Source organism: Iodobacter fluviatilis, assembly GCF_900451195.1.
GTDB classification, from domain to species: Bacteria; Pseudomonadota; Gammaproteobacteria; order Burkholderiales; family Chitinibacteraceae; genus Iodobacter; species Iodobacter fluviatilis.
In genome coordinates, this window is record NZ_UGHR01000003.1 from 31,496 (window position 1) to 48,983 (window position 17,488).

Annotated in this window: 22 protein-coding genes and 4 tRNA genes; 10 read left to right on the forward strand and 16 right to left on the reverse strand. The window is 51.1% G+C overall.

Features of this window, described 5'->3' with window-relative positions; genetic code table 11:
* Nucleotides 1–287: 287 nt before the first annotated feature.
* The 7 genes from flgH to flgB all read right to left on the reverse strand — a co-directional run bounded on the left by flgH (nt 288) and on the right by flgB (nt 5,581).
* Nucleotides 288–941, reverse strand: coding sequence for a flagellar basal body L-ring protein FlgH (gene flgH, locus DYD62_RS15470; protein ID WP_115228353.1), 654 nt, complete (start codon nt 939–941; stop codon nt 288–290).
* Nucleotides 938–1,726, reverse strand: a complete 789-nt coding sequence (flgG, locus tag DYD62_RS15475) for a flagellar basal-body rod protein FlgG (RefSeq protein ID WP_115228354.1) — start codon at nt 1,724–1,726, stop codon at nt 938–940. Before flgG ends, flgH begins: the two co-directional genes overlap by 4 nt.
* Before the next feature lie 425 nt (nt 1,727–2,151).
* Nucleotides 2,152–2,880: a flagellar basal body rod protein FlgF gene (locus DYD62_RS15480; protein ID WP_115228355.1), complete on the reverse strand. Its 729-nt coding sequence runs from the start codon at nt 2,878–2,880 to the stop codon at nt 2,152–2,154.
* On the reverse strand, nt 2,880–4,070 hold the full coding sequence (locus DYD62_RS15485; protein WP_115228356.1) for a flagellar hook protein FlgE: 1,191 nt from the start codon (nt 4,068–4,070) through the stop codon (nt 2,880–2,882). The genes DYD62_RS15480 and DYD62_RS15485 overlap by 1 nt, the downstream gene beginning before the upstream one ends.
* 13 nt (nt 4,071–4,083) lie before the next feature.
* Nucleotides 4,084–4,740, reverse strand: coding sequence for a flagellar hook capping FlgD N-terminal domain-containing protein (locus tag DYD62_RS15490; protein ID WP_115228357.1), 657 nt, complete (start codon nt 4,738–4,740; stop codon nt 4,084–4,086).
* Between the two features lie 82 nt (nt 4,741–4,822).
* Nucleotides 4,823–5,215, reverse strand: a complete 393-nt coding sequence (gene flgC / locus DYD62_RS15495) for a flagellar basal body rod protein FlgC (protein ID WP_115228358.1) — start codon at nt 5,213–5,215, stop codon at nt 4,823–4,825.
* Nucleotides 5,216–5,218: 3 nt separating this feature from the next.
* Nucleotides 5,219–5,581, reverse strand: coding sequence for a flagellar basal body rod protein FlgB (gene flgB, locus DYD62_RS15500; protein WP_115228359.1), 363 nt, complete (start codon nt 5,579–5,581; stop codon nt 5,219–5,221).
* Nucleotides 5,582–5,724: 143 nt separating this feature from the next.
* On the opposite strand from flgB, the gene DYD62_RS15505 reads away from it, so the two are divergent.
* Entirely contained in the window at nt 5,725–6,327 is a 603-nt protein-coding gene (locus DYD62_RS15505; protein WP_132038676.1) for a flagella basal body P-ring formation protein FlgA, read from the forward strand.
* Between the two features lies 1 nt (nt 6,328).
* Here DYD62_RS15505 and DYD62_RS15510 read toward each other — a convergent pair whose 3' ends face one another.
* The 8 genes from DYD62_RS15510 to DYD62_RS15545 form a co-directional block, all read right to left on the reverse strand.
* Nucleotides 6,329–7,012, reverse strand: coding sequence for a glycoside hydrolase family 73 protein (locus tag DYD62_RS15510; RefSeq protein ID WP_115228361.1), 684 nt, complete (start codon nt 7,010–7,012; stop codon nt 6,329–6,331).
* Nucleotides 6,999–7,406, reverse strand: coding sequence for a flagellar export chaperone FlgN (gene flgN / locus DYD62_RS15515; RefSeq protein WP_165928693.1), 408 nt, complete (start codon nt 7,404–7,406; stop codon nt 6,999–7,001). Before flgN ends, DYD62_RS15510 begins: the two co-directional genes overlap by 14 nt.
* The gene (flgM, locus tag DYD62_RS15520; protein ID WP_207916597.1) at nt 7,403–7,696 is read right to left on the reverse strand and encodes a flagellar biosynthesis anti-sigma factor FlgM; all 294 of its coding nucleotides are present in this window, start codon (nt 7,694–7,696) and stop codon (nt 7,403–7,405) included. The genes flgN and flgM overlap by 4 nt, the downstream gene beginning before the upstream one ends.
* A gap of 350 nt (nt 7,697–8,046) precedes the next feature.
* Nucleotides 8,047–8,122, reverse strand: a tRNA-Met gene (locus DYD62_RS15525).
* Between the two features lie 26 nt (nt 8,123–8,148).
* A tRNA-Met gene (locus DYD62_RS15530) sits at nt 8,149–8,224 on the reverse strand.
* Nucleotides 8,225–8,247: 23 nt separating this feature from the next.
* Nucleotides 8,248–8,323, reverse strand: a tRNA-Met gene (locus DYD62_RS15535).
* A gap of 40 nt (nt 8,324–8,363) precedes the next feature.
* Nucleotides 8,364–8,439, reverse strand: a tRNA-Met gene (locus DYD62_RS15540).
* A 131-nt stretch (nt 8,440–8,570) separates the two neighbouring features.
* Nucleotides 8,571–9,335, reverse strand: a complete 765-nt coding sequence (locus tag DYD62_RS15545) for a DUF2189 domain-containing protein (protein WP_115228363.1) — start codon at nt 9,333–9,335, stop codon at nt 8,571–8,573.
* A gap of 308 nt (nt 9,336–9,643) precedes the next feature.
* Here DYD62_RS15545 and coxB point away from each other — a divergent pair, with 308 nt between their 5' ends.
* The 6 genes from coxB (at nt 9,644) to DYD62_RS15570 (ending at nt 14,244) form a co-directional block, all read left to right on the forward strand.
* Complete coding sequence (coxB, locus tag DYD62_RS15550; protein WP_207916599.1) at nt 9,644–10,738, forward strand: cytochrome c oxidase subunit II; 1,095 nt, start codon at nt 9,644–9,646, stop codon at nt 10,736–10,738.
* A 10-nt stretch (nt 10,739–10,748) separates the two neighbouring features.
* Nucleotides 10,749–12,398, forward strand: coding sequence for a cytochrome c oxidase subunit I (ctaD, locus tag DYD62_RS15555; protein WP_115228364.1), 1,650 nt, complete (start codon nt 10,749–10,751; stop codon nt 12,396–12,398).
* Nucleotides 12,391–12,486, forward strand: a complete 96-nt coding sequence (locus tag DYD62_RS23840; RefSeq protein WP_218586923.1) for a cytochrome oxidase small assembly protein — start codon at nt 12,391–12,393, stop codon at nt 12,484–12,486. Before ctaD ends, DYD62_RS23840 begins: the two co-directional genes overlap by 8 nt.
* A 163-nt stretch (nt 12,487–12,649) precedes the next feature.
* The gene (locus DYD62_RS15560; RefSeq protein ID WP_115228365.1) at nt 12,650–13,162 is read left to right on the forward strand and encodes a cytochrome c oxidase assembly protein; all 513 of its coding nucleotides are present in this window, start codon (nt 12,650–12,652) and stop codon (nt 13,160–13,162) included.
* Nucleotides 13,159–13,332 carry a DUF2970 domain-containing protein gene (locus DYD62_RS15565; RefSeq protein ID WP_115228366.1) on the forward strand — a complete coding sequence of 58 codons (174 nt, stop codon included), beginning with the start codon at nt 13,159–13,161 and terminating at the stop codon, nt 13,330–13,332. The genes DYD62_RS15560 and DYD62_RS15565 overlap by 4 nt, the downstream gene beginning before the upstream one ends.
* A gap of 45 nt (nt 13,333–13,377) precedes the next feature.
* Nucleotides 13,378–14,244: a cytochrome c oxidase subunit 3 gene (locus DYD62_RS15570; protein WP_115228367.1), complete on the forward strand. Its 867-nt coding sequence runs from the start codon at nt 13,378–13,380 to the stop codon at nt 14,242–14,244.
* Between the two features lie 477 nt (nt 14,245–14,721).
* Here the strand turns inward: DYD62_RS15570 and DYD62_RS15575 are convergent, their stop codons facing one another.
* The gene (locus DYD62_RS15575; RefSeq protein WP_099398448.1) at nt 14,722–14,913 is read right to left on the reverse strand and encodes a twin transmembrane helix small protein; all 192 of its coding nucleotides are present in this window, start codon (nt 14,911–14,913) and stop codon (nt 14,722–14,724) included.
* Between DYD62_RS15575 and DYD62_RS15580 the strand changes: the two genes are divergently transcribed.
* From DYD62_RS15580 to DYD62_RS15590, 3 genes are all read left to right on the forward strand, one after another.
* Nucleotides 14,897–15,583, forward strand: coding sequence for an SURF1 family protein (locus DYD62_RS15580; protein ID WP_207916601.1), 687 nt, complete (start codon nt 14,897–14,899; stop codon nt 15,581–15,583). The genes DYD62_RS15575 and DYD62_RS15580 overlap by 17 nt on opposite strands.
* Complete coding sequence (locus DYD62_RS15585) at nt 15,580–16,035, forward strand: hypothetical protein (RefSeq protein WP_115228369.1); 456 nt, start codon at nt 15,580–15,582, stop codon at nt 16,033–16,035. The genes DYD62_RS15580 and DYD62_RS15585 overlap by 4 nt, the downstream gene beginning before the upstream one ends.
* 398 nt (nt 16,036–16,433) lie before the next feature.
* Nucleotides 16,434–17,471 (forward strand): COX15/CtaA family protein, encoded by a 1,038-nt coding sequence (locus DYD62_RS15590; RefSeq protein ID WP_115228370.1) that lies wholly within the window; start codon nt 16,434–16,436, stop codon nt 17,469–17,471.
* Nucleotides 17,472–17,488 lie beyond the last annotated feature (17 nt).

The window sequence follows — 17,488 nt, forward strand, 5'->3', positions numbered from 1 at the left end:
ACCCCTCACTGCGGACAATCGAGTCGGCGGCTGCGGGACTCACTCGCTACGCTCGCTCAAACATCCTCGCCGAAACCCCGCCCCGCTTGTTCCTCGCTTCGGCGTGCTTCAAGGGGGGATTCAAGCCCAGTGCCACGAGTTGCGATAAAAATCCATATTTCTGAATTCGAAAATACTTAAAGCCTATTAAAACAACTCTTACCCTCTATTTTTCCCCGTGAAACTCCGTGTTCTTTGGGGCCGAAGTGTTTCAATACTTGGGTTTTCTTACATAACACCCTACAAAATCAAAACGGCATCCACGGGCTGTTAAATAACCGAGTCAGCCAACCCGCTGTATTCACATCATTTAGCGCGCCCTTGCCTGAATAGCTGATTCTGGCATTGGCAACACGCGGTGACATCACGCGGTTATCGCTGTCGATATCGTCGCTACGCACATAACCCACCAAACGAATCGATTCCTCGCCTTGATTTAAGGAGAGCTGTTTTTCACCCCGGATCAGCAGCAGGCCATTAGGCAGCACTTTTTCTACCACCACGGTAATGGCACCGCTGAGCATATTTTGCTGAGTACTGGAGGACGAACCAGCAAAATCACGCTTGGCTTGCACGCCCACATTGGTGGCATAGCTAGATGTGCCCAAGATGGTCGGCTTGATATCGACGCCACTGCTTTTATCAAAATTGGTGCCGGCTTTTTTACTGGCCTGTGTGGTTTCCTGCAATACCACAGTCAGCACATCCCCCGCCCGAAACGCGCGGCTATCGGCCAGCCATGAGTTAGCCGTATCCGCAGTAAACACACCGCCCGATTTAGCCTTGGCTGCCGGTGGAATAATCACCGGCACAGGCGGATCCTGCTCTGGCGCTTCGACCATGGGATTGCTTACGCATGCGCTCAACAGACAGAGCAGCAACATCAAAAAGACAGACTTCATCTTACCGACTGCGCAAGGTATTGCATCATATTGTCGGCAGCAGAAAGCACTTTGGTATTCATCTCGTAAGTGCGCTGCGCCGAAATCATATCGACCATTTCTTCCACCACTTGCACATTGGAGCCTTCCAAGGAGCCTTGCTTGAGCTTGCCCAGCGAGCTTTCACCCGGATTGCCTAAAGTGGGTGCGCCGCTAGCAGCGGTTTCCTGAAATAAATTGCTACCCAAGGCCAGTAAGCCTGTCGGGTTAACAAAGTTTGCCAAGGTAATCTGGCCGACTTCTTGTGGAGCGGCACTGCCTGCCAGAGTGATAGAAACCAAACCATTTTCAGCAATCGTCACCGAACTAGCGTCTTTAGGAATGGTGATTTCCGGTGAGAGTGGCACGCCCTGCGCGTTCACAATCCGGCCTTCAGAATTAAGCTGTAACTGGCCAGCGCGGGTATAGCCCGTTTCACCATTGGCCATTTCCACCTGCAAAAAGCCGCTGCCCATAATCGCCACATCCAGCGGCTGGCTGGAGGTCATTACCGAGCCGGTGGTAAATACTTTTTGGGTACCCGCAAGGCGCGTACCGTTACCCAGCTGCACACCCGATGGCGCGGCGTTGTTCTGATCCACTTTAGCGCCGGGCTGGCGCTCTACCTGATAAAACAGATCTTCAAACACCATACGATCGCGTTTAAAACCAACGGTGTTCACGTTGGCCAGATTATTGGCGATCGCATTCAACTTAGCGTCTTGCGCCTGAATACCGGTCTTGCTGATCCACATTGCTGGATTCATAAAATAGTCCTTATCCGGGTGTTTTGTTCATTCAATTGGCACTGCATGGAAGGGACCCCACATATGTGCTAGCTAATACCAAACAGATCTTTTTAGTGCCTGCGGCACGTTGATTTAGGAGCGGTAGCCACCGCGGGGCCTTCCTTTCTTGCTTCGCCAAGAAACGAAGCCAAAGAAGGCGACCCCACGAAACACGAAAGCCCCTCATCTGCGGACAATCGAGCGGCGGCTGCGGAACTCGCTCGCAAGCTCGCTCAAACAGTCCTCGCCGAAACCCCGCCCGCTTGTTCCTCGCTTCGGCGTGTTTCAAGGGGGCTCTAAAGCTCCGAGCAGAGTGCGCGGTTACTACGTTTTTTTGCTGTTTGCTAATAAACAAACTTGCTCAACGCGTATAGAGTTTCACCCGCCCTGCAACCAACCATTCCCTACCCACGAATCAAACGATTCCCTGCATCAGCCATATCATCAGCTGATTTAAACATTTTCATTTGCACTTCAAAGCTGCGCGTCAGCGTCATGGTGGCGATCATTTCTTCGACTGCTGATACATTACTGCGCTCTAAATGGCCACCCAAAACTTGCACGGTGTCGTCCACCGGCAGGGGCTGGCCAGAGCGGCTGACCACTAGACCTGCCTCATTTTTAGTCAGCTCGCTGGCATTGGGACGAACCAATTTAAGCTTGCCTGCTTCTTGCAAAGCGCCTGTCTCACCCTGAGGCAGCACAGAAATCGTGCCGTCATCGCTGATCGAAACCTGAGCAAAAGCAGGCAAGGTAATAGCCCCCCCATCGCCCAAAACGGCACGCCCATTGAGAGTGAGTGCGCCTTGGCTATCCACATTTAAATTGCCGCTGCGGGTATAGGCCTCACCGCCTGCGTATTCCACAGCCAGATAACCTTCACCTTTTAGCGCTACATCTAAGGAGCGGCCTGTCGGCGTGACGGTTCCGGCGCGATTATCCACCGCGCTGGCTTGCAGCTGCGCCATATGGCGAGCTTCATAACCGTAGCCCGGCACGGCTTGTGCGCTGGCCAGCTCGATATCGGCCCTAAAACCAGTGGTTTCAGCATTGGCCAAATTATTAGCGTGAATTTGCTGCGCGCGCAGAGTGCGATCTGCGCCGCTCATCACCGTGTAAATCAAGGCATCCATTACAGCGCCTGCATCAGGGCTTGGATCACTTGATTCTCGGTAGAGATCACCTTGGTATTAGCCTGGTAATTACGCTGAGCCGTCATCAGGCTAACCAGCTCGCCCGTCATATCCACATTGGATTGCTCAAGCGCGCCCGCGGTCAGCTTGCCGGTCATACCGCTGCCAGGCGCTGAATACAGCGCCGTACCTGTAGCGGCCGTTTCTGCCCAGCTGGTATTAGAAATTTGCTGTAATGCACTTTCATTAGGGAAGGTAGCCAACACCAGCGTTCCGGCACTTTGCTTTTGGCCATTGCTATATTTAGCCATCACTTCGCCATTTTCTTCGATGACCACACCGGTGAGCGTGCCGGACGCATAGCCATTGGCGCTGTTTACGGTGTTAGTTACTTCGCCCGCAAAGCGCGATGTACCTGCGTAATCCAGATTAATTGATAGCGGCGCGGCATTAGCAGGAGTACCCAAGGCTAGAGTGACAGGTGCGGTTGGGCTGCTTAATTTACCGTTGGCATCAAAGCTAAGGGTATTGGTGGCGGCAATGGTTGCACCATCAAAAGAGTAATGTGCTGTGACGCCCGCCGCGCCTTTTACAAAATACTGGGTCAAATTATGCTTTCCGCCCACAGAATCATAAACCGTCGAAACCATAGAAGCATTAAACGAGCTAGCATCGTCTTTACTAAACGCAGCCGTAGTAGGCACAGGCCAATCTGCAGATAAATTGCCGGTAAATTGCAGCTTATCGGTGGCTTTTGCTGGCACTTGCCCTACTGGCACTTTGATATCGCCAATCGCGCCCATCGCTGTGCCGCCACCATCACCTACAGGGGCGTAGCCCTGCGCACGGCGGCCAAAGCTATCGACCATATAGCCGTCTTTGTCTTTATCAAAAATCCCTACACGGGTATAGGCCATGCCACCACTCGGATCTTTAGCCACAAAAAACCCACTACCCTGAATAGCGGCATCCAGCGCCCGTCCCGTAGTCAGTAAACCACCACCTTTGGCGATATTTTGCGTGTGAGATGAGGTTTCTACCCCAATCGCCTGCGAGCCTGCATAGGCCGAAGAGAAATTCGCCCGACCTGATTTAAAACCGTAGGTACTGGAATTCGCAATATTATTACTGATGCTACCTAATTGATTATTAACGGCATTAATGCCTGACAGCGCAATTTCAAAACTCATAATTCAATCCTTTTTACGCAGAATGGCCTTTTAGCTTTGAAATCGCCGCCACTGGAAAATCACCCAAACCTGCAATAGTCACCATGGGCAAACCATTACTTAAATTAACGCTCTTAATCACACCAAAGACTTCTACCGCTGCTTTTTCTTTACTATCTGTTTCTACCGAAAGTGAATAGCTGCCTGGCTGTAACCCTAGTTTTTTAGGATCAAAATTAAACGCCACATCCCCTACTGGCTTGCTGCCTAAATCGACCACGGTGCGCTGCTGATCTGCCCCAGTAATCACTAAAGACACTTTTTTAGCGGGGCTGCCTAAAGAAAACTGCCCTGCTATCGCGTCTTTATCCAAAGTAATTGCACCACCATTCACCGCCACGGTAGAGCCAACATGGTTGCCCAAAGTCAGTACTTGCAAATCGTGCATCATTTGTGAATTCGCTTTTAATTCGCCCAACATCTTTTTGGAGTTATCCATTTGATTAAGCTGAACTAATTGATTCACAAACTGGCTAGGGTCGGATGGCTCAAGCGGGTTTTGGTTTTTGATTTGCGCAACCAGCAAAGTCATAAAGAAATTGCCGTCACTTTGGCCGGCAATCGGGTCTAGCGGATTAATTTGCTGCTGCGCGCTGGCATTTTGCTGAGCGGGTGAAAAGGCAATGGACATGGCTTGTAACTTATATTTGTATGGCCGCTTTGGCCTTAGATCGAATCAAAGTAGCAATTTAAAAGCGGAAAAACGCGGGGAATTATGCCTCGCCCATTTTTAATAAATCCTGCTGCATGGCCTTTACCCGCGATAAGACCTCCACATTGGTTTGAAAGGCGCGCGAAGCCGACATCATGTCGGTCATTTCTGCTACGGGGCTCACATTGGGGTAAAAAACATTGCCGTCCGCATCTGCCAAAGGATGGCTGGGCTCATGCGCTTTACGCAGTGGCTCGGTGCTTTCGATCACATCCAAGACCTGTACTTTGCCGCCGCTCAGCGCAGAAAAAACCGGCTTTCTGGCGTGATAAGTGGTGGCTTCATTGCCCGAGGCCGATTCCGCATTGGCCAGATTACTGGCAATGGTATTCAGGCGTGTGGTTTGTGCCGTCATTGCCGATCCGGCAATTTGCGCAATATTTCTAAAAGACATGGTTTATCCCGATATCGCCTTAGCCAGCCCTTTTATCTTCATATTGACGAAGGTAAGGCTGATTTGAAAATCTGATACGTTTTGCGAAAACTCAGCCTGCTCAACACCCAGCTCAACAGTGTTTCCATCACGGCTAGGATGATTTGGTGCGCGATACAGCAGCTCATCCCCCTCCCCCAAGCCGCCCAGATCCCCTGCCTCTGTAGCCAAGGCGCTGTCTAAACGCTCACGAAAACTGAAATCACGAGCCTGAAAGCCAGGCGTGTTTTCATTTGCAATATTTGCAGCCAATACTTGCGTACGCTCTGCACGCAGCCGTAAGGCTTCGGGATGCATATTCAAAGCTTTGTCGAAATGAACACCCATTTCCTATTCCCTTCACCATTTTCTTGCCCAAAATACAGATCCACCTTTCAAACATGTAAAAGGTGAGCGCGGATGGTAAATATTCCCTTGGCAACCGTATACGGTATAATTACCCGCTAATATTCTACTATGCTGATATTTAAGTGAAAAAAATACGGGCAAGATTCCCGACCGTCATATTTTATCTAATGTTTTCAATTACTTCGGCATATTCATCTGAAGTAAAAACTATTCCATTAGAAGAAAATGTAAAAAATTTCGCACAAAATTACTTTGAAATTTCAGCCAGAAAACAGTTTAACCGTGAGATTTTTCTGACAGTTTCTATTATCCCCCCAAGGGATATCAGCTTAATCCCCCCTTGTGCATCTGCTCCAAATATTAAAGCCTTTCAGGGTGAAGATTCTGCATTATTAAAAATAGACGTAAGCTGCAAAACAGGTAATAAGTGGAATGTGCTCTATCTGGCAAGAGCCATGTACCGCCCTGAACCCTCAGCACCTTTACGTGCTTTTAGCAGCAAGACGGCAAAACAAATTGCAAGCCAACCCCATGCAGCTGGGTATCTCGTCAAAAAAGGGGATGTATTGGAGTTAATTGCACGGGCAGAGCAAATAGAGATTCGCAGCAGTGTAATCGCCGAGGAAAATGGCAGATCAGGAGATGTGATTTGGGTGAAAAACAAACGCAGTGGCAAACAATTGCGTGCGGTAGTGAACTCTGGGCAAGAAGTATCACCGCTCTGAACTAGAGCCTAGCAGATCTAACGGTATCTACCACTTTGAGCAGCTTCTCCGCATAAGCGGGATCAGTGGCATAGCCACCTTTGACCAAAGCGCTGGCAAAAGCTTCGGCACTATTGCCAGTGCCCAGCGCCGGGCGAAAGCGCTTACTCTCGCTAAAAAATGCGGTGTAATCCTGAAATGCACTGCGGTAATCGGCATAAGCGCGAAAATGATCCATCTTTTTAATCGACGCACCATTTTCAAATTCAGTAGTCAGCACCGTGGCATGCTCACCACGCCAGCCCGCTGCCGCTTTGATTCCAAATAAATTGAATGTGCTCTGCCCATTGGCTTTTGTAATCGGCGCTTTACCCCAACCCGACTCCAAAGCCGCATGAGCCAGCAAAATATCACTAGCCACGCCCAACTTAGCAGACGCTTCCTGGGCGTAGGGCTGCATTTGCTCAATAAAAGCGTGTTTGTCTGTATCCATTGCCCCGGAAGGCAGCGAATTGATGGTGGCATTTCTAAGTACAAAGCCTTCCGGACTGAGTGGCATAGTCAGGCTACTGCCTTCCTCAATAAAGCGATTCACTTCAGAACGGGTCTGTGTAAAGAGCGACGAAAATGCAGATCCATCTCCCTGAGGACGAGGAGAATCTGGGCGTGGAGAAGGTAAATAGCCAATTTGATCAAACTGGATCATAAATATCCTGCTCTCCAAACAAGACTCTTTGCATGATTTCTTGTTGGGATAATATAAATTCGCCGTTGCGCTGATTTAATTGCTTGGCTTGGCGTAATAAAGTGCCTAATTGCTGCCATTTGGATAAGCAGGCTTGTTGCAAAGCGACAGGAAATAAAGCCATCAAGGCTTCACAATCAGCGGCTTTGCTGGTTTGAATCATTTGACTGCGGCGCGCGCGGCGCACTTCGATAGCAGCAAGCTGCTCGTTTATTTGCTCTAATACGCGGCTTAATTGTGCTGTCTGCTGCTGCACGGAGGTAGAAAACTGTTCATCAAGCAGAACAATTAAATCCTGATAAGCTTTTACATCGCTTTGTAAATCAGTGGCAAATTGCCGGATCAGGATATTCAAGCAAGCCCGCCGCCATGATATTTTTGCATCAGCCCTGCCACTTTATCCGCATCAAACTGAATCTCGCCACGCAGTAAGGCATTACGAATTTCCTGCACCTTGGCCATATCAATCTCCGGCCCGGCTTGCAGTGCTTGTTTAGCGGCACCAAGAGCAGAAGTTGCATCTGCTGCTTTAGCTGCAGATGGCTTAGCCACTGGGCTTGCAGGGGTGGAAGTGAGAATAGCTTCGCTTAGCTTAGAGTTAATACGCATAGTTATTTTAATACCCAGGGTCTGTTGACGTTTCATTCACGGCTGCGTTGGCTGCAGTTTTGGGGCTGAACAAGGCAAAAATTGCGACATGGCACGAGTACCATTAGCGATTTTTAACGATGTGCAGCCCCAAAAATGCAGTCAACCCGAAGGGCTGAGCCGGAAAACGGCCATTCACTGCGTTATGCTCCTCGACAATAACCAGTTATTGCCTTCGTCGCATGCCTTGTGCTTGGCCGTTTCCCGGCTCAGCGCAATTGTGAATGAAACGTCAACAGACCCTAGTCAGCACTCAATAGATAAGCGACACAAACGAAGAAAATCTTAAATCGAAACCACATACAAAAAAGCCGCTATTCGATTGAATAGCGGCTTTTTCAAAATTTTGGTTGCGGGGACAGGACTCGAACCTGTGACCTTCGGGTTATGAGCCCGACGAGCTGCCAACTGCTCCACCCCGCGACGGGTATTTGCTGCAAATGCATAACTGGTTGCGGGGATAGGACTCGAACCTATGACCTTCGGGTTATGAGCCCGACGAGCTGCCAACTGCTCCACCCCGCGACGGGTATTTGTCAGATTTCTACTGGTTGCGGGGACAGGACTCGAACCTGTGACCTTCGGGTTATGAGCCCGACGAGCTGCCAACTGCTCCACCCCGCGACGGGTGCGTTACTTAACAGTAACTCTGACAATGCATTTCTGGTTGCGGGGACAGGACTCGAACCTGTGACCTTCGGGTTATGAGCCCGACGAGCTGCCAACTGCTCCACCCCGCGACAGAGGGGCGAACTATACAAGAGCTTGTCAGTCGTGTCAATACATAAGGAATACTAAAAACTAAAAACTCATAAATAAAATCTATTGAGCCCTGTTACAGACAAATCACAGGGCCCTGTTAATCAATAACTTACTCAACCAAATCCTTATAGGCGTACCAAGTAGCATGTCCAAGCAGAGGGAAAATCACCACCAGCCCCACTACCGTGATAAAGCCGACTGCCGTCAGCAAAACAATCAAAGCAGCCCACTGAATCATCACAAGCCGGTTTTCTGATGTGACCCGCAAGCTGGTCATCATTGCAGTAATGCTGTCGACTTCTCTGTCTGCCAGCATGGGTATAGAAACAGCGGTGAGACCAAATACCAAAAAAGCCAGCAGAAAACCAGCCAGCGTCCAAGCCAACGTGAACGGTAAAAACTCACCCGTTAAAGAGCTGATGTAGCTCACCAAGCTCACATCCTGCCCGCCGTAAAACACGGCAAATAAAATGGCCGAGAAGCGCTCCCACGCAATAGCCACCATGGCCAGAGCAAGGCCAAGAAAACCAAGCTGCCCCAGATTGGCCAACAAATCACGAATTGACTGCACAAAAGAAGTTGGCCTGCCCTCCTCACGCTCAGAGGTAAGCTCGTAAATACCCGCCGCACCTAATGGGGCCAGCAATAAAAAGCCCGTAATCGAGGTAGTGAACAAATAGGGATGGTTTACAGCAAGAGAGAGAACCAAAGCGCCAATGAGAGTAACAAGCACGCCGTACATCAAGCTTGGCCCAGGATGGGCCCATAAATCCTGCCAGCCTTTTTGCAGCCAGACTACCGGGCTGTTTGCCGCAACTTCGCGGGTTTTAGGGAGCGTGAAATGCTGATCCAGCACGTCCATATGAATACTCATGGTCTTCCTCCTGGGTTGGTACAAATCTATTGTCAGGAGGAGGTTCGTATTTTCGAACTTTGCTCCGTCCCTATGGTGGCTAAAAGCCGCTGATCACAAAAACCTGTGATCAATGTGATTTTTAGTACACATACCAAAAGACACAGCAACGTCCAGACAGACGGCAAAAAATAAGAATGATGTAAGAATTTAAATGTCGAAGCTGACTTGCATATATCGAAACTCCTGCTAGCTTGTATTGATAAAGATTAAATTTGCGACCATCCCTGTCAGTCAAGAGGAAGGCGCTACACCCCGGGAGGTGAGTAATGCGAATACTTGCATTGGCTTTAATGCTGCCTGCTGCCGCACAAGCAGGAAGCATGAACTTCCAGCCGGCTCAATCTGCAATCGCCCACGACATCACAAATCTGCATACCTTGCTTATGTGGGTCATTCTGGTGATTTTTGTGCTGGTGTTTGGAGTGATGTTTTACTCAATATTAAAACACCGCAAATCTCTGGGCCACGCAGCCAAACCCTTCCATGAAAACACCACGGTTGAGATCCTCTGGACCATTATTCCGGCACTTATTCTGGTTGCGATGGCTTGGCCAGCCGCCCGGGTAGTCATTGCGCAAAAAGACACACGGGATTCAGAAATCACCATTAAAGCCACCGGCTATCAATGGTTCTGGGGTTACAAATACCTGGATCATGGCGTGGATTTTAAAAGCCGTCTTACCACAGACCGTAAGCAAATTGATGAATACCAAGGAAAGGGCAACCCAAAGGGCGAGCATTACTTACTAGAAGTGGATGAGCCTTTGGTGGTACCGGTGGGTAAAAAAATCCGCATTCTGACTACCAGTAATGATGTGATTCACTCCTGGGCGATGCCAGCATTTGGCGTGAAACAAGATGCTATTCCCGGCTTTATTCGCGACACTTGGTTTAAGGCCGAAAACACCGGCACCTTTCGTGGCCAGTGCTCCGAGCTGTGTGGCAAGGACCACGGCTTTATGCCCGTGGTGGTTAAAGTAGTGACCGATAAAGAGTTTCAGGATTGGGTAGGCAAGAAACAAGCCGAAGCCAAAGCAGCTGCTGACGATCCTAATAAAAAATGGACCAAAGACGAGCTGATCGCCCGTGGCAGATCGGTTTATGAAGGCAATTGCGTGGCCTGTCATAAAGCAGATGGTAAAGGTGCAGGCCCTTACCCATCGCTGGCCGGGTCCAAAATCGCCACCGGCCCGATTGCAGGCCACTTGGCTATTGTATTAGCTGGCAAAAACGCTATGCCTGCCTGGAATGCGCTTTCAAACACAGAAATTGCGGCAGTCATCACTTACGAGCGCAATAGTTTTGGCAATACCACTGGCGATGCCCTTTTCCCCGCCGACGTTAAAGCCGCCAGAAAGTGAGGATAAAACCATGACTACTGCACACGACGCGCTCCATACCCCAGCTCACGACCATGCCCACGAGGAGCACCACCCCTCCTTTGTACAACGCTGGTTTTATGCCACCAATCACAAAGATATCGGCACGCTTTATCTGTGGTTTGCCTTCAGCATGTTTATTACCGGCGGCATTATGGCGCTGTGTATCCGTGCCGAGCTATTCCAGCCTGGCCTGCAATTCTGGCAACCGGAATTCTTTAATCAGCTGACCACCCTGCACGGCGTGATTATGGTGTTCGGCGCGATTATGCCGGCCTTTACCGGCCTTGCTAACTGGATGCTGCCGCTGATGATCGGTGCGCCGGATATGGCATTTGCCCGAATGAATAACTGGAGTTTCTGGCTATTGCCACCTGCAGCAGCCCTGCTTTTGATCTCTTTCTTTGTACCGGGCGGTGCGGCTGCTGGGGGCTGGACGCTTTATCCGCCGCTGTCGATTCAGGCTGGCATGGGCATGGATCTGGCGATTTTTGCCATCCACCTCTTAGGACTGTCTTCGATTATGGGTTCAATTAACATCGTCACCACCGTGCTGAATATGCGGGCACCGGGAATGACGATGCTGAAAATGCCGTTGTTTGGCTGGACCATGCTGATTACGGCTTATCTATTGATTGCCGTGGCGCCGGTGCTGGCGGGTGCAGTCACCATGCTGCTCACTGACCGCCACTTTGATACGCACTTTTTCAAGGCGATTGGCGGGGGCGACCCGGTATTGTTCCAGCATATTTTCTGGTTCTTTGGCCACCCCGAGGTTTACATCATGGCGCTGCCTGCTTTTGGCATTGTCAGCCAGATTATTCCCACCTTTGCCCGCAAACCCTTGTTTGGCTATGTATCCATGGTTTACGCCACCTGCTCGATCGCCATTTTGTCGTTTATGGTATGGGGCCACCATATGTTTGCCGTGGGTATGCCCGCCAGCACCCAGCTGTTTTTTATGTTCCTGACCATGCTGATTGCCGTGCCAACTGGGGTAAAAGTGTTTAACTGGATCGCCACCATGTGGCAGGGCAGTATGACTTTTGAAACGCCGATGTTGTTTTCAATCGGTTTTGTTTGCCTGTTTACGATTGGGGGCTTTTCGGGCTTGATTCTGGCGATTGCTCCGGTCGATACCCAGATGCAAGACACCTATTATGTGGTCGCCCATTTCCACTATGTGCTGGTAGCGGGTGCCTTATTTACCCTGTTTGCCGCCACCTATTACTGGCTGCCTAAATGGACCGGCAATATGTATCACGAGGGCCGGGGCCAGTTTCATTTCTGGTGGTCGATGATCTGGTTCAATGTGACCTTTTTCCCCATGCACTTTTTGGGCCTTGCCGGTATGCCGCGCCGCATTCCGGATTACGCACTGCAATTTACCGACTTTAATGCCATGGCTACGGTAGGCGCATTCTGCTTTGGGCTGGGGCAGATCTTCTTCTTATTTAATGTGATACACACCATTCGCGGCGGCGTGGGCAAAGCCCCTGCTAAGCCATGGGAAGGCGCAAACACTCTGGAATGGGAAGTGGCTTCCCCAGCACCACACCACACATGGGAAACCCCGCCTTCTTTAGAAATGGTCGAAAAAGGCCTGAAAGCCCAAGGCCTGCTGGAGCATCATCATGAGTAAAAACCTGCGCACCGCCCTGATCACAGCCAGCATCGCCGCGGCCTTTTTTGTGGGAATAATTATCCGGCGCTGGCTAATGGACGTGTAGAGCCAAATCTAAAATCTGTGGGCCCAGAGTTTCTGTATGGCGAGCAAGGACTACGTCGTTGTACTGCCTAAGGAAACGCCTTGGTTTTCTCTGGGTAACACTGTGCTCTCTGTGCTTCAAGATTTGGGTTTTGAAATAATTACCTGAGTATAAAAAGGTGGCAATGCAAAGCACTCTCCAGCAAGCCAATCGCAAACTCGCTATACGGATGCTGGTCATTGCCTGCCTGATGTTTGGCTTTGGCTATGCCATGGTGCCGTTTTATGGCGCGCTTTGTAAGGCAATGGGGATAGACCGGGCTAACAGCGATTTTGCCAATGTGAATGCCGCAGTAATTCGGGTGGAGTTTGATACCAATGTGGCAGATAAGCTGCCTGCTACGCTGATGGCGCTTGACCCGGTGATGGCCGCCAAGCCCGGTGGCTTAATCAAAGCTAGGTTTCGTTTAAGCAATCTTTCTGATCAGCCACTTAAAGTGCGTGCCATTCCCAGCTTTGCCCCTGCCAGAGCAGCGGGTTTGCTGCAAAAACTGGAATGCTTTTGCTTTGATGCCCTGACTTTAGCACCCAATGAACAACGAGATGTCACCGTGGTGTTATTAGTCGCCAATGAATTGCCCGCAGAGCTGGGTGCAGCCACGCTCTCTTACACGCTGCACCCGGAATTGAAATCATGATTGCAGCACTTAAAACGGTACTGGCCGCCTTTTTTGGCGTACGCAGCCGCAAAAATGCCGAGAGCGCAAAGCTAAAGCCACAGCAGATCATTGCAGCAGGGCTGTTCTTGGCACTGTGCCTGGCACTTGGCGTATTTCTGCTGGTAAGGGTGTTAATTGCCAATTCCTAAGGTGGGTAGAAAAACCTATCCACCCTACAATTGATGGAGCTGAAAATGAATGTAGAAAACGGAATTCACGACGCACACTACTATGTGCCAGCCCCGTCGCGCTGGCCCATCGTTGGCTCTGTCGCCTTATTCTGCATGGGGCTGGGCGCTGCCTTTGCCATGAATAGCGTTGCCGCTGGCAGCTGGATTTTGCTGCTAGGTTTTGCCATCCTCATCTGGATGATCTTTGGCTGGTTTGGTGATGTGGTGAAAGAATCGCAAAGTGGCAGCTATGGCCAGCAGGTTGACTACTCGTTTCGCTGGGGAATGAGCTGGTTTATTTTCTCTGAAGTCATGTTCTTCGCCGCCTTTTTTGGCGCACTCTTTTACACTCGGACCATTTCTGTTCCCGAGCTGGGCTTTTTTTCGGATACCAACACCCTGCTTTGGTCAGGATTTCACGAAAGCTGGCCCGCCGCAACCGGCCCTAAAGCCGCACCTTACACCCCCATGGCCGCCATTGGCCTGCCCGCCATCAATACCGCCCTACTGCTCACTTCCGGCGCAACGCTCACTTGGGCGCATTGGGGCTTAATGGAAAACAAGCGTAGCCAGCTTAAACTTGGCCTGCTGCTTACCGTGATCCTCGGCAGTTTGTTTTTAACACTGCAAGCCATCGAATATCACCATGGCTGGACCGAGCTGGGTCTAAAAATGAGCTCCGGCGCTTACGGCGCTACCTTTTACATGCTCACCGGCTTTCACGGCATGCACGTACTGGTTGGCACCATCATGCTGGCCACCATGCTGGTGCGCTCCACAAAAGGCCACTTCAGCCCCGAACACCACTTCGGCTTCGAAGCCGCCGCATGGTACTGGCACTTTGTGGATGTGGTGTGGCTGATCTTATTTGTGTTTGTGTATTGGCTATAAGAAAACCCAGATCTTGAACCACGGAGGACACGGAGTTTCACGGAGGACACGGAGTTTCACGGAGGACAGCAGGATTTGAGTTAAGTTTTATATAGCCCTTAGGCATTTCAAACCTGAACTATCTGAACGCATACCACAGCTCATAGCACGGGGCTTTTACCCTCCCCTGAGTCCAGCCGAGCGAGGAACAAGCGGCATGGGGAAGTCGGCAATTCGTGTTTGAGCGAAGCGAGTTGAATTGACGCCATGCCGATTGTCCGCAGAGAGGGAACCACGCGAAGCGGGGCGCAGACGTCGGGGTCGCCTTCTTTTGGTTCTTTTCTTGGCGACGCAAGAAAAGAACGCCCCCACGGTGGCTACCGTTCCAAAATCAACGTGCCGAAGGCACTAAAAAGAGCCGTTTGATTTTAGTTAGCAAAGAAAACGGCGGGTTACAACCCGTCCTACAAAAGCAGTCCAAAAGAAAAACAAAAACACTCATGCATTGGGATGTATCCACCCCATCCCATAAGCAATCAATAACAAAACAAATAAAGCAATCGACAAGCCCACCCTCAGTGTCAGAGCACGCACCACCTGCGTGGATCGCCCGCCGCGAACCAGCTGCAAGAGTGCCCGCCCGAGGGCGATGATGATAACCAGGAGCAGGATGATGGCAACAATCTTCATAGAAAATCCTCCGTCTACTCCCATCTTAGCGCAACGTCGCCGATATGCGCTCGTCTGTTTAGCAACCCTCATCCTAATTACTTTTTGCATGGGCCTGTGGCAGCTCAGCCGTGCAAATAATAAGCAATTGTTAATTGAACAACAGGCAAAACAAGAAGCACTTCCCCCTCTGCCATGGGCCGGAGGCACTCCCCCCTTATTTCGCCCGCTCAGACTAAGCGGCCAATGGCTGCCACAGGCCCAAATTCTGCTCGATCACCGGATTGAAGCCGGGCAGATCGGCTATCACGTCATCACCCCTTTTCAGCTGAGTAATCACAGCATTGTGCTTGTCAACCGTGGCTGGTGGCCCGATACCCAACCGCCCAAGCCAAGCGATAACACCATCGTCAGCGCTCAGCCTTGGCCGCGTTATATCGAGCTGGCCCCAACCCTGCCTGCAGATCACATTTTTCAGAATATCAATCCGGAGCGCTTTGCAGCATGGAGCAAGCTGCCCCAGCCTGTTGCCTATGCGCTGATGCAAGAAAGTAAAAAGGGTTTGATTGTGCAACACAGCCAGCCCGCTATCCCACCAGAAAGGCATCTTGCCTATACCGCCACATGGTGGGGAATGTGCTTAGCGGGCATTTTTCTTTGGAGACGCTTTAAAAGGGAGACAGAACTATGAAAGGACGCACCGTGCTCATCGCTTGCTTTATGTTATCCCTGCTGCCTGTATTAGCTGCACAAGCCGTTTGGCAGTGGTGGAGACCCGTTGGCGGCAATAGCTTTGGCGAGCTGCTCGCCACCCCCATCGCAGCACCTGGCCCATGGCGATTAGCCGCTGCCGATGCCGCGTGCAGCGAGGTGCACAGCAAGCTGCTCTTTGCTGCCGGACAACTGCGGCTGGCCCAGGGCGAAGCCAGCCAGCGGATTGTGCGCGCCAGCTTTTGCCCCTCTGATAACGCCGACATCGCCTACCTACCCAGCCACGCCCCCGATAGCGGCCTCTACCTGATCGACCCCCACGGCAACGCCGTACTGCGTTACTCCAAGGAGCAACTCTCTAACGACGACGGCAGACGCAAGGCACTGAAAGAAATTGGGCAGGTTTTGAAAAATAATAAGGCACTAGGGTGACCATTATTCATTAGCAAGCAACGAGAAAGGTAATTGACCACTCTCTTGGCATGGGGCTCAAGAATCCCCTTGAAACACGCCGAATCGAGGAACAAGCGGGGCGGGGTTTCGGCGAGGATGTTTGAGCGAGCGAAGCGAGTGAGTCCCGCAGCCGCCGACTCGATTGTCCGCAGTGAGGGGATTTCGTGTTTCGTGGGGTCGCCTTCTTTGGCTTCGTTTCTTGGCGAAGCAAGAAAGGAAGGCCCCTGCGGGGGCTACCCGCACCTAAACACTGTGCCGAAGGCACTAAAAAGGTCTTTTTGATTTTGGTTTACAAGGATGTGGTCAAACCCGCCGTGCTTTGCCAATAAATATTACGAAAACGGTGGGTTTCACCCGCCCTACACAGGAGGCTCTCAATGAAACCACTGCTCTGCCTTACCTTAATCTGGACTTTCTGTCTGGTGATGCTCGGTGCTTATGTGCGGCTTTCTGATGCGGGCTTAGGTTGCCCGGATTGGCCAGGTTGCTACGGGCAGCTGGTTGCACCGGATGAAGCGCATGAAATTGCCCAAGCCAGTGCAGACTTTGGCAGAGATATGCGCGGCGAAATAGAGCCTGCCAAGGGCTGGAAAGAAATGATCCACCGCTATTTTGCGGGCGGACTGGGGCTGCTGGTCTTAGCTGCGTGCTGCTTGCTTTGGAAAAAATACCCAAACCTTAGCCGTATCAGTATTTTGCTGCCCCTAGCAGTGATTGTTTTCCAAGCCCTGCTAGGAATGTGGACCGTCACCATGAAGCTGATGCCCATCGTGGTCACCGCGCATTTGCTAGGCGGAATGACGCTGCTGGCACTGCTAACTTGGCTTAGCTCCCAAGCACTTTTAAAGTCGCAACTCCCCAGCCAACTGCGTCCTATCTTAATCATCAGCCTAATCGCCATCGTGCTGCAAATTGTCCTAGGTGGCTGGGTATCGACCAATTATGCGGCGCTAGCCTGCAATGGTTTTCCTGCATGCCAAGGCAGCTTTGCCGCGCCTGCTGGTTTAAGCGAAGCCATGCAGCCAATACGCCAGCTGGGGCAGGCGGCCACTGGTGAGTCGCTGACGATTCATCACTTAGCAGCCATTCACTGGCTGCACCGGCTGGGTGCTTTACTACTGCTTATCTGCATCAGCGCGCTGATCTGGCAGCTGCGTAAGGCCAGCCCAAGCTGGGCGGGGCTGATTGCTGCGGCGCTGCTGCTACAAATCTCGCTGGGCATCAGCAATGTTTGGTTTGATTTACCACTGCCGCTGGCTGTAGCACATAACGGTGGTGCAGCGATTTTGCTGATGCTGGTGGTGGCGGCATTAGCACAGGTTTTACCGGCTCAGAATATTGCCCAAGCGCCCTCTCCCCTAAGCCTCTCCCCAAATGGGAGAGGGGGAAAAATAGCACCTTCGTCGCAGTTTTAATTTACTGGAGCCTGACC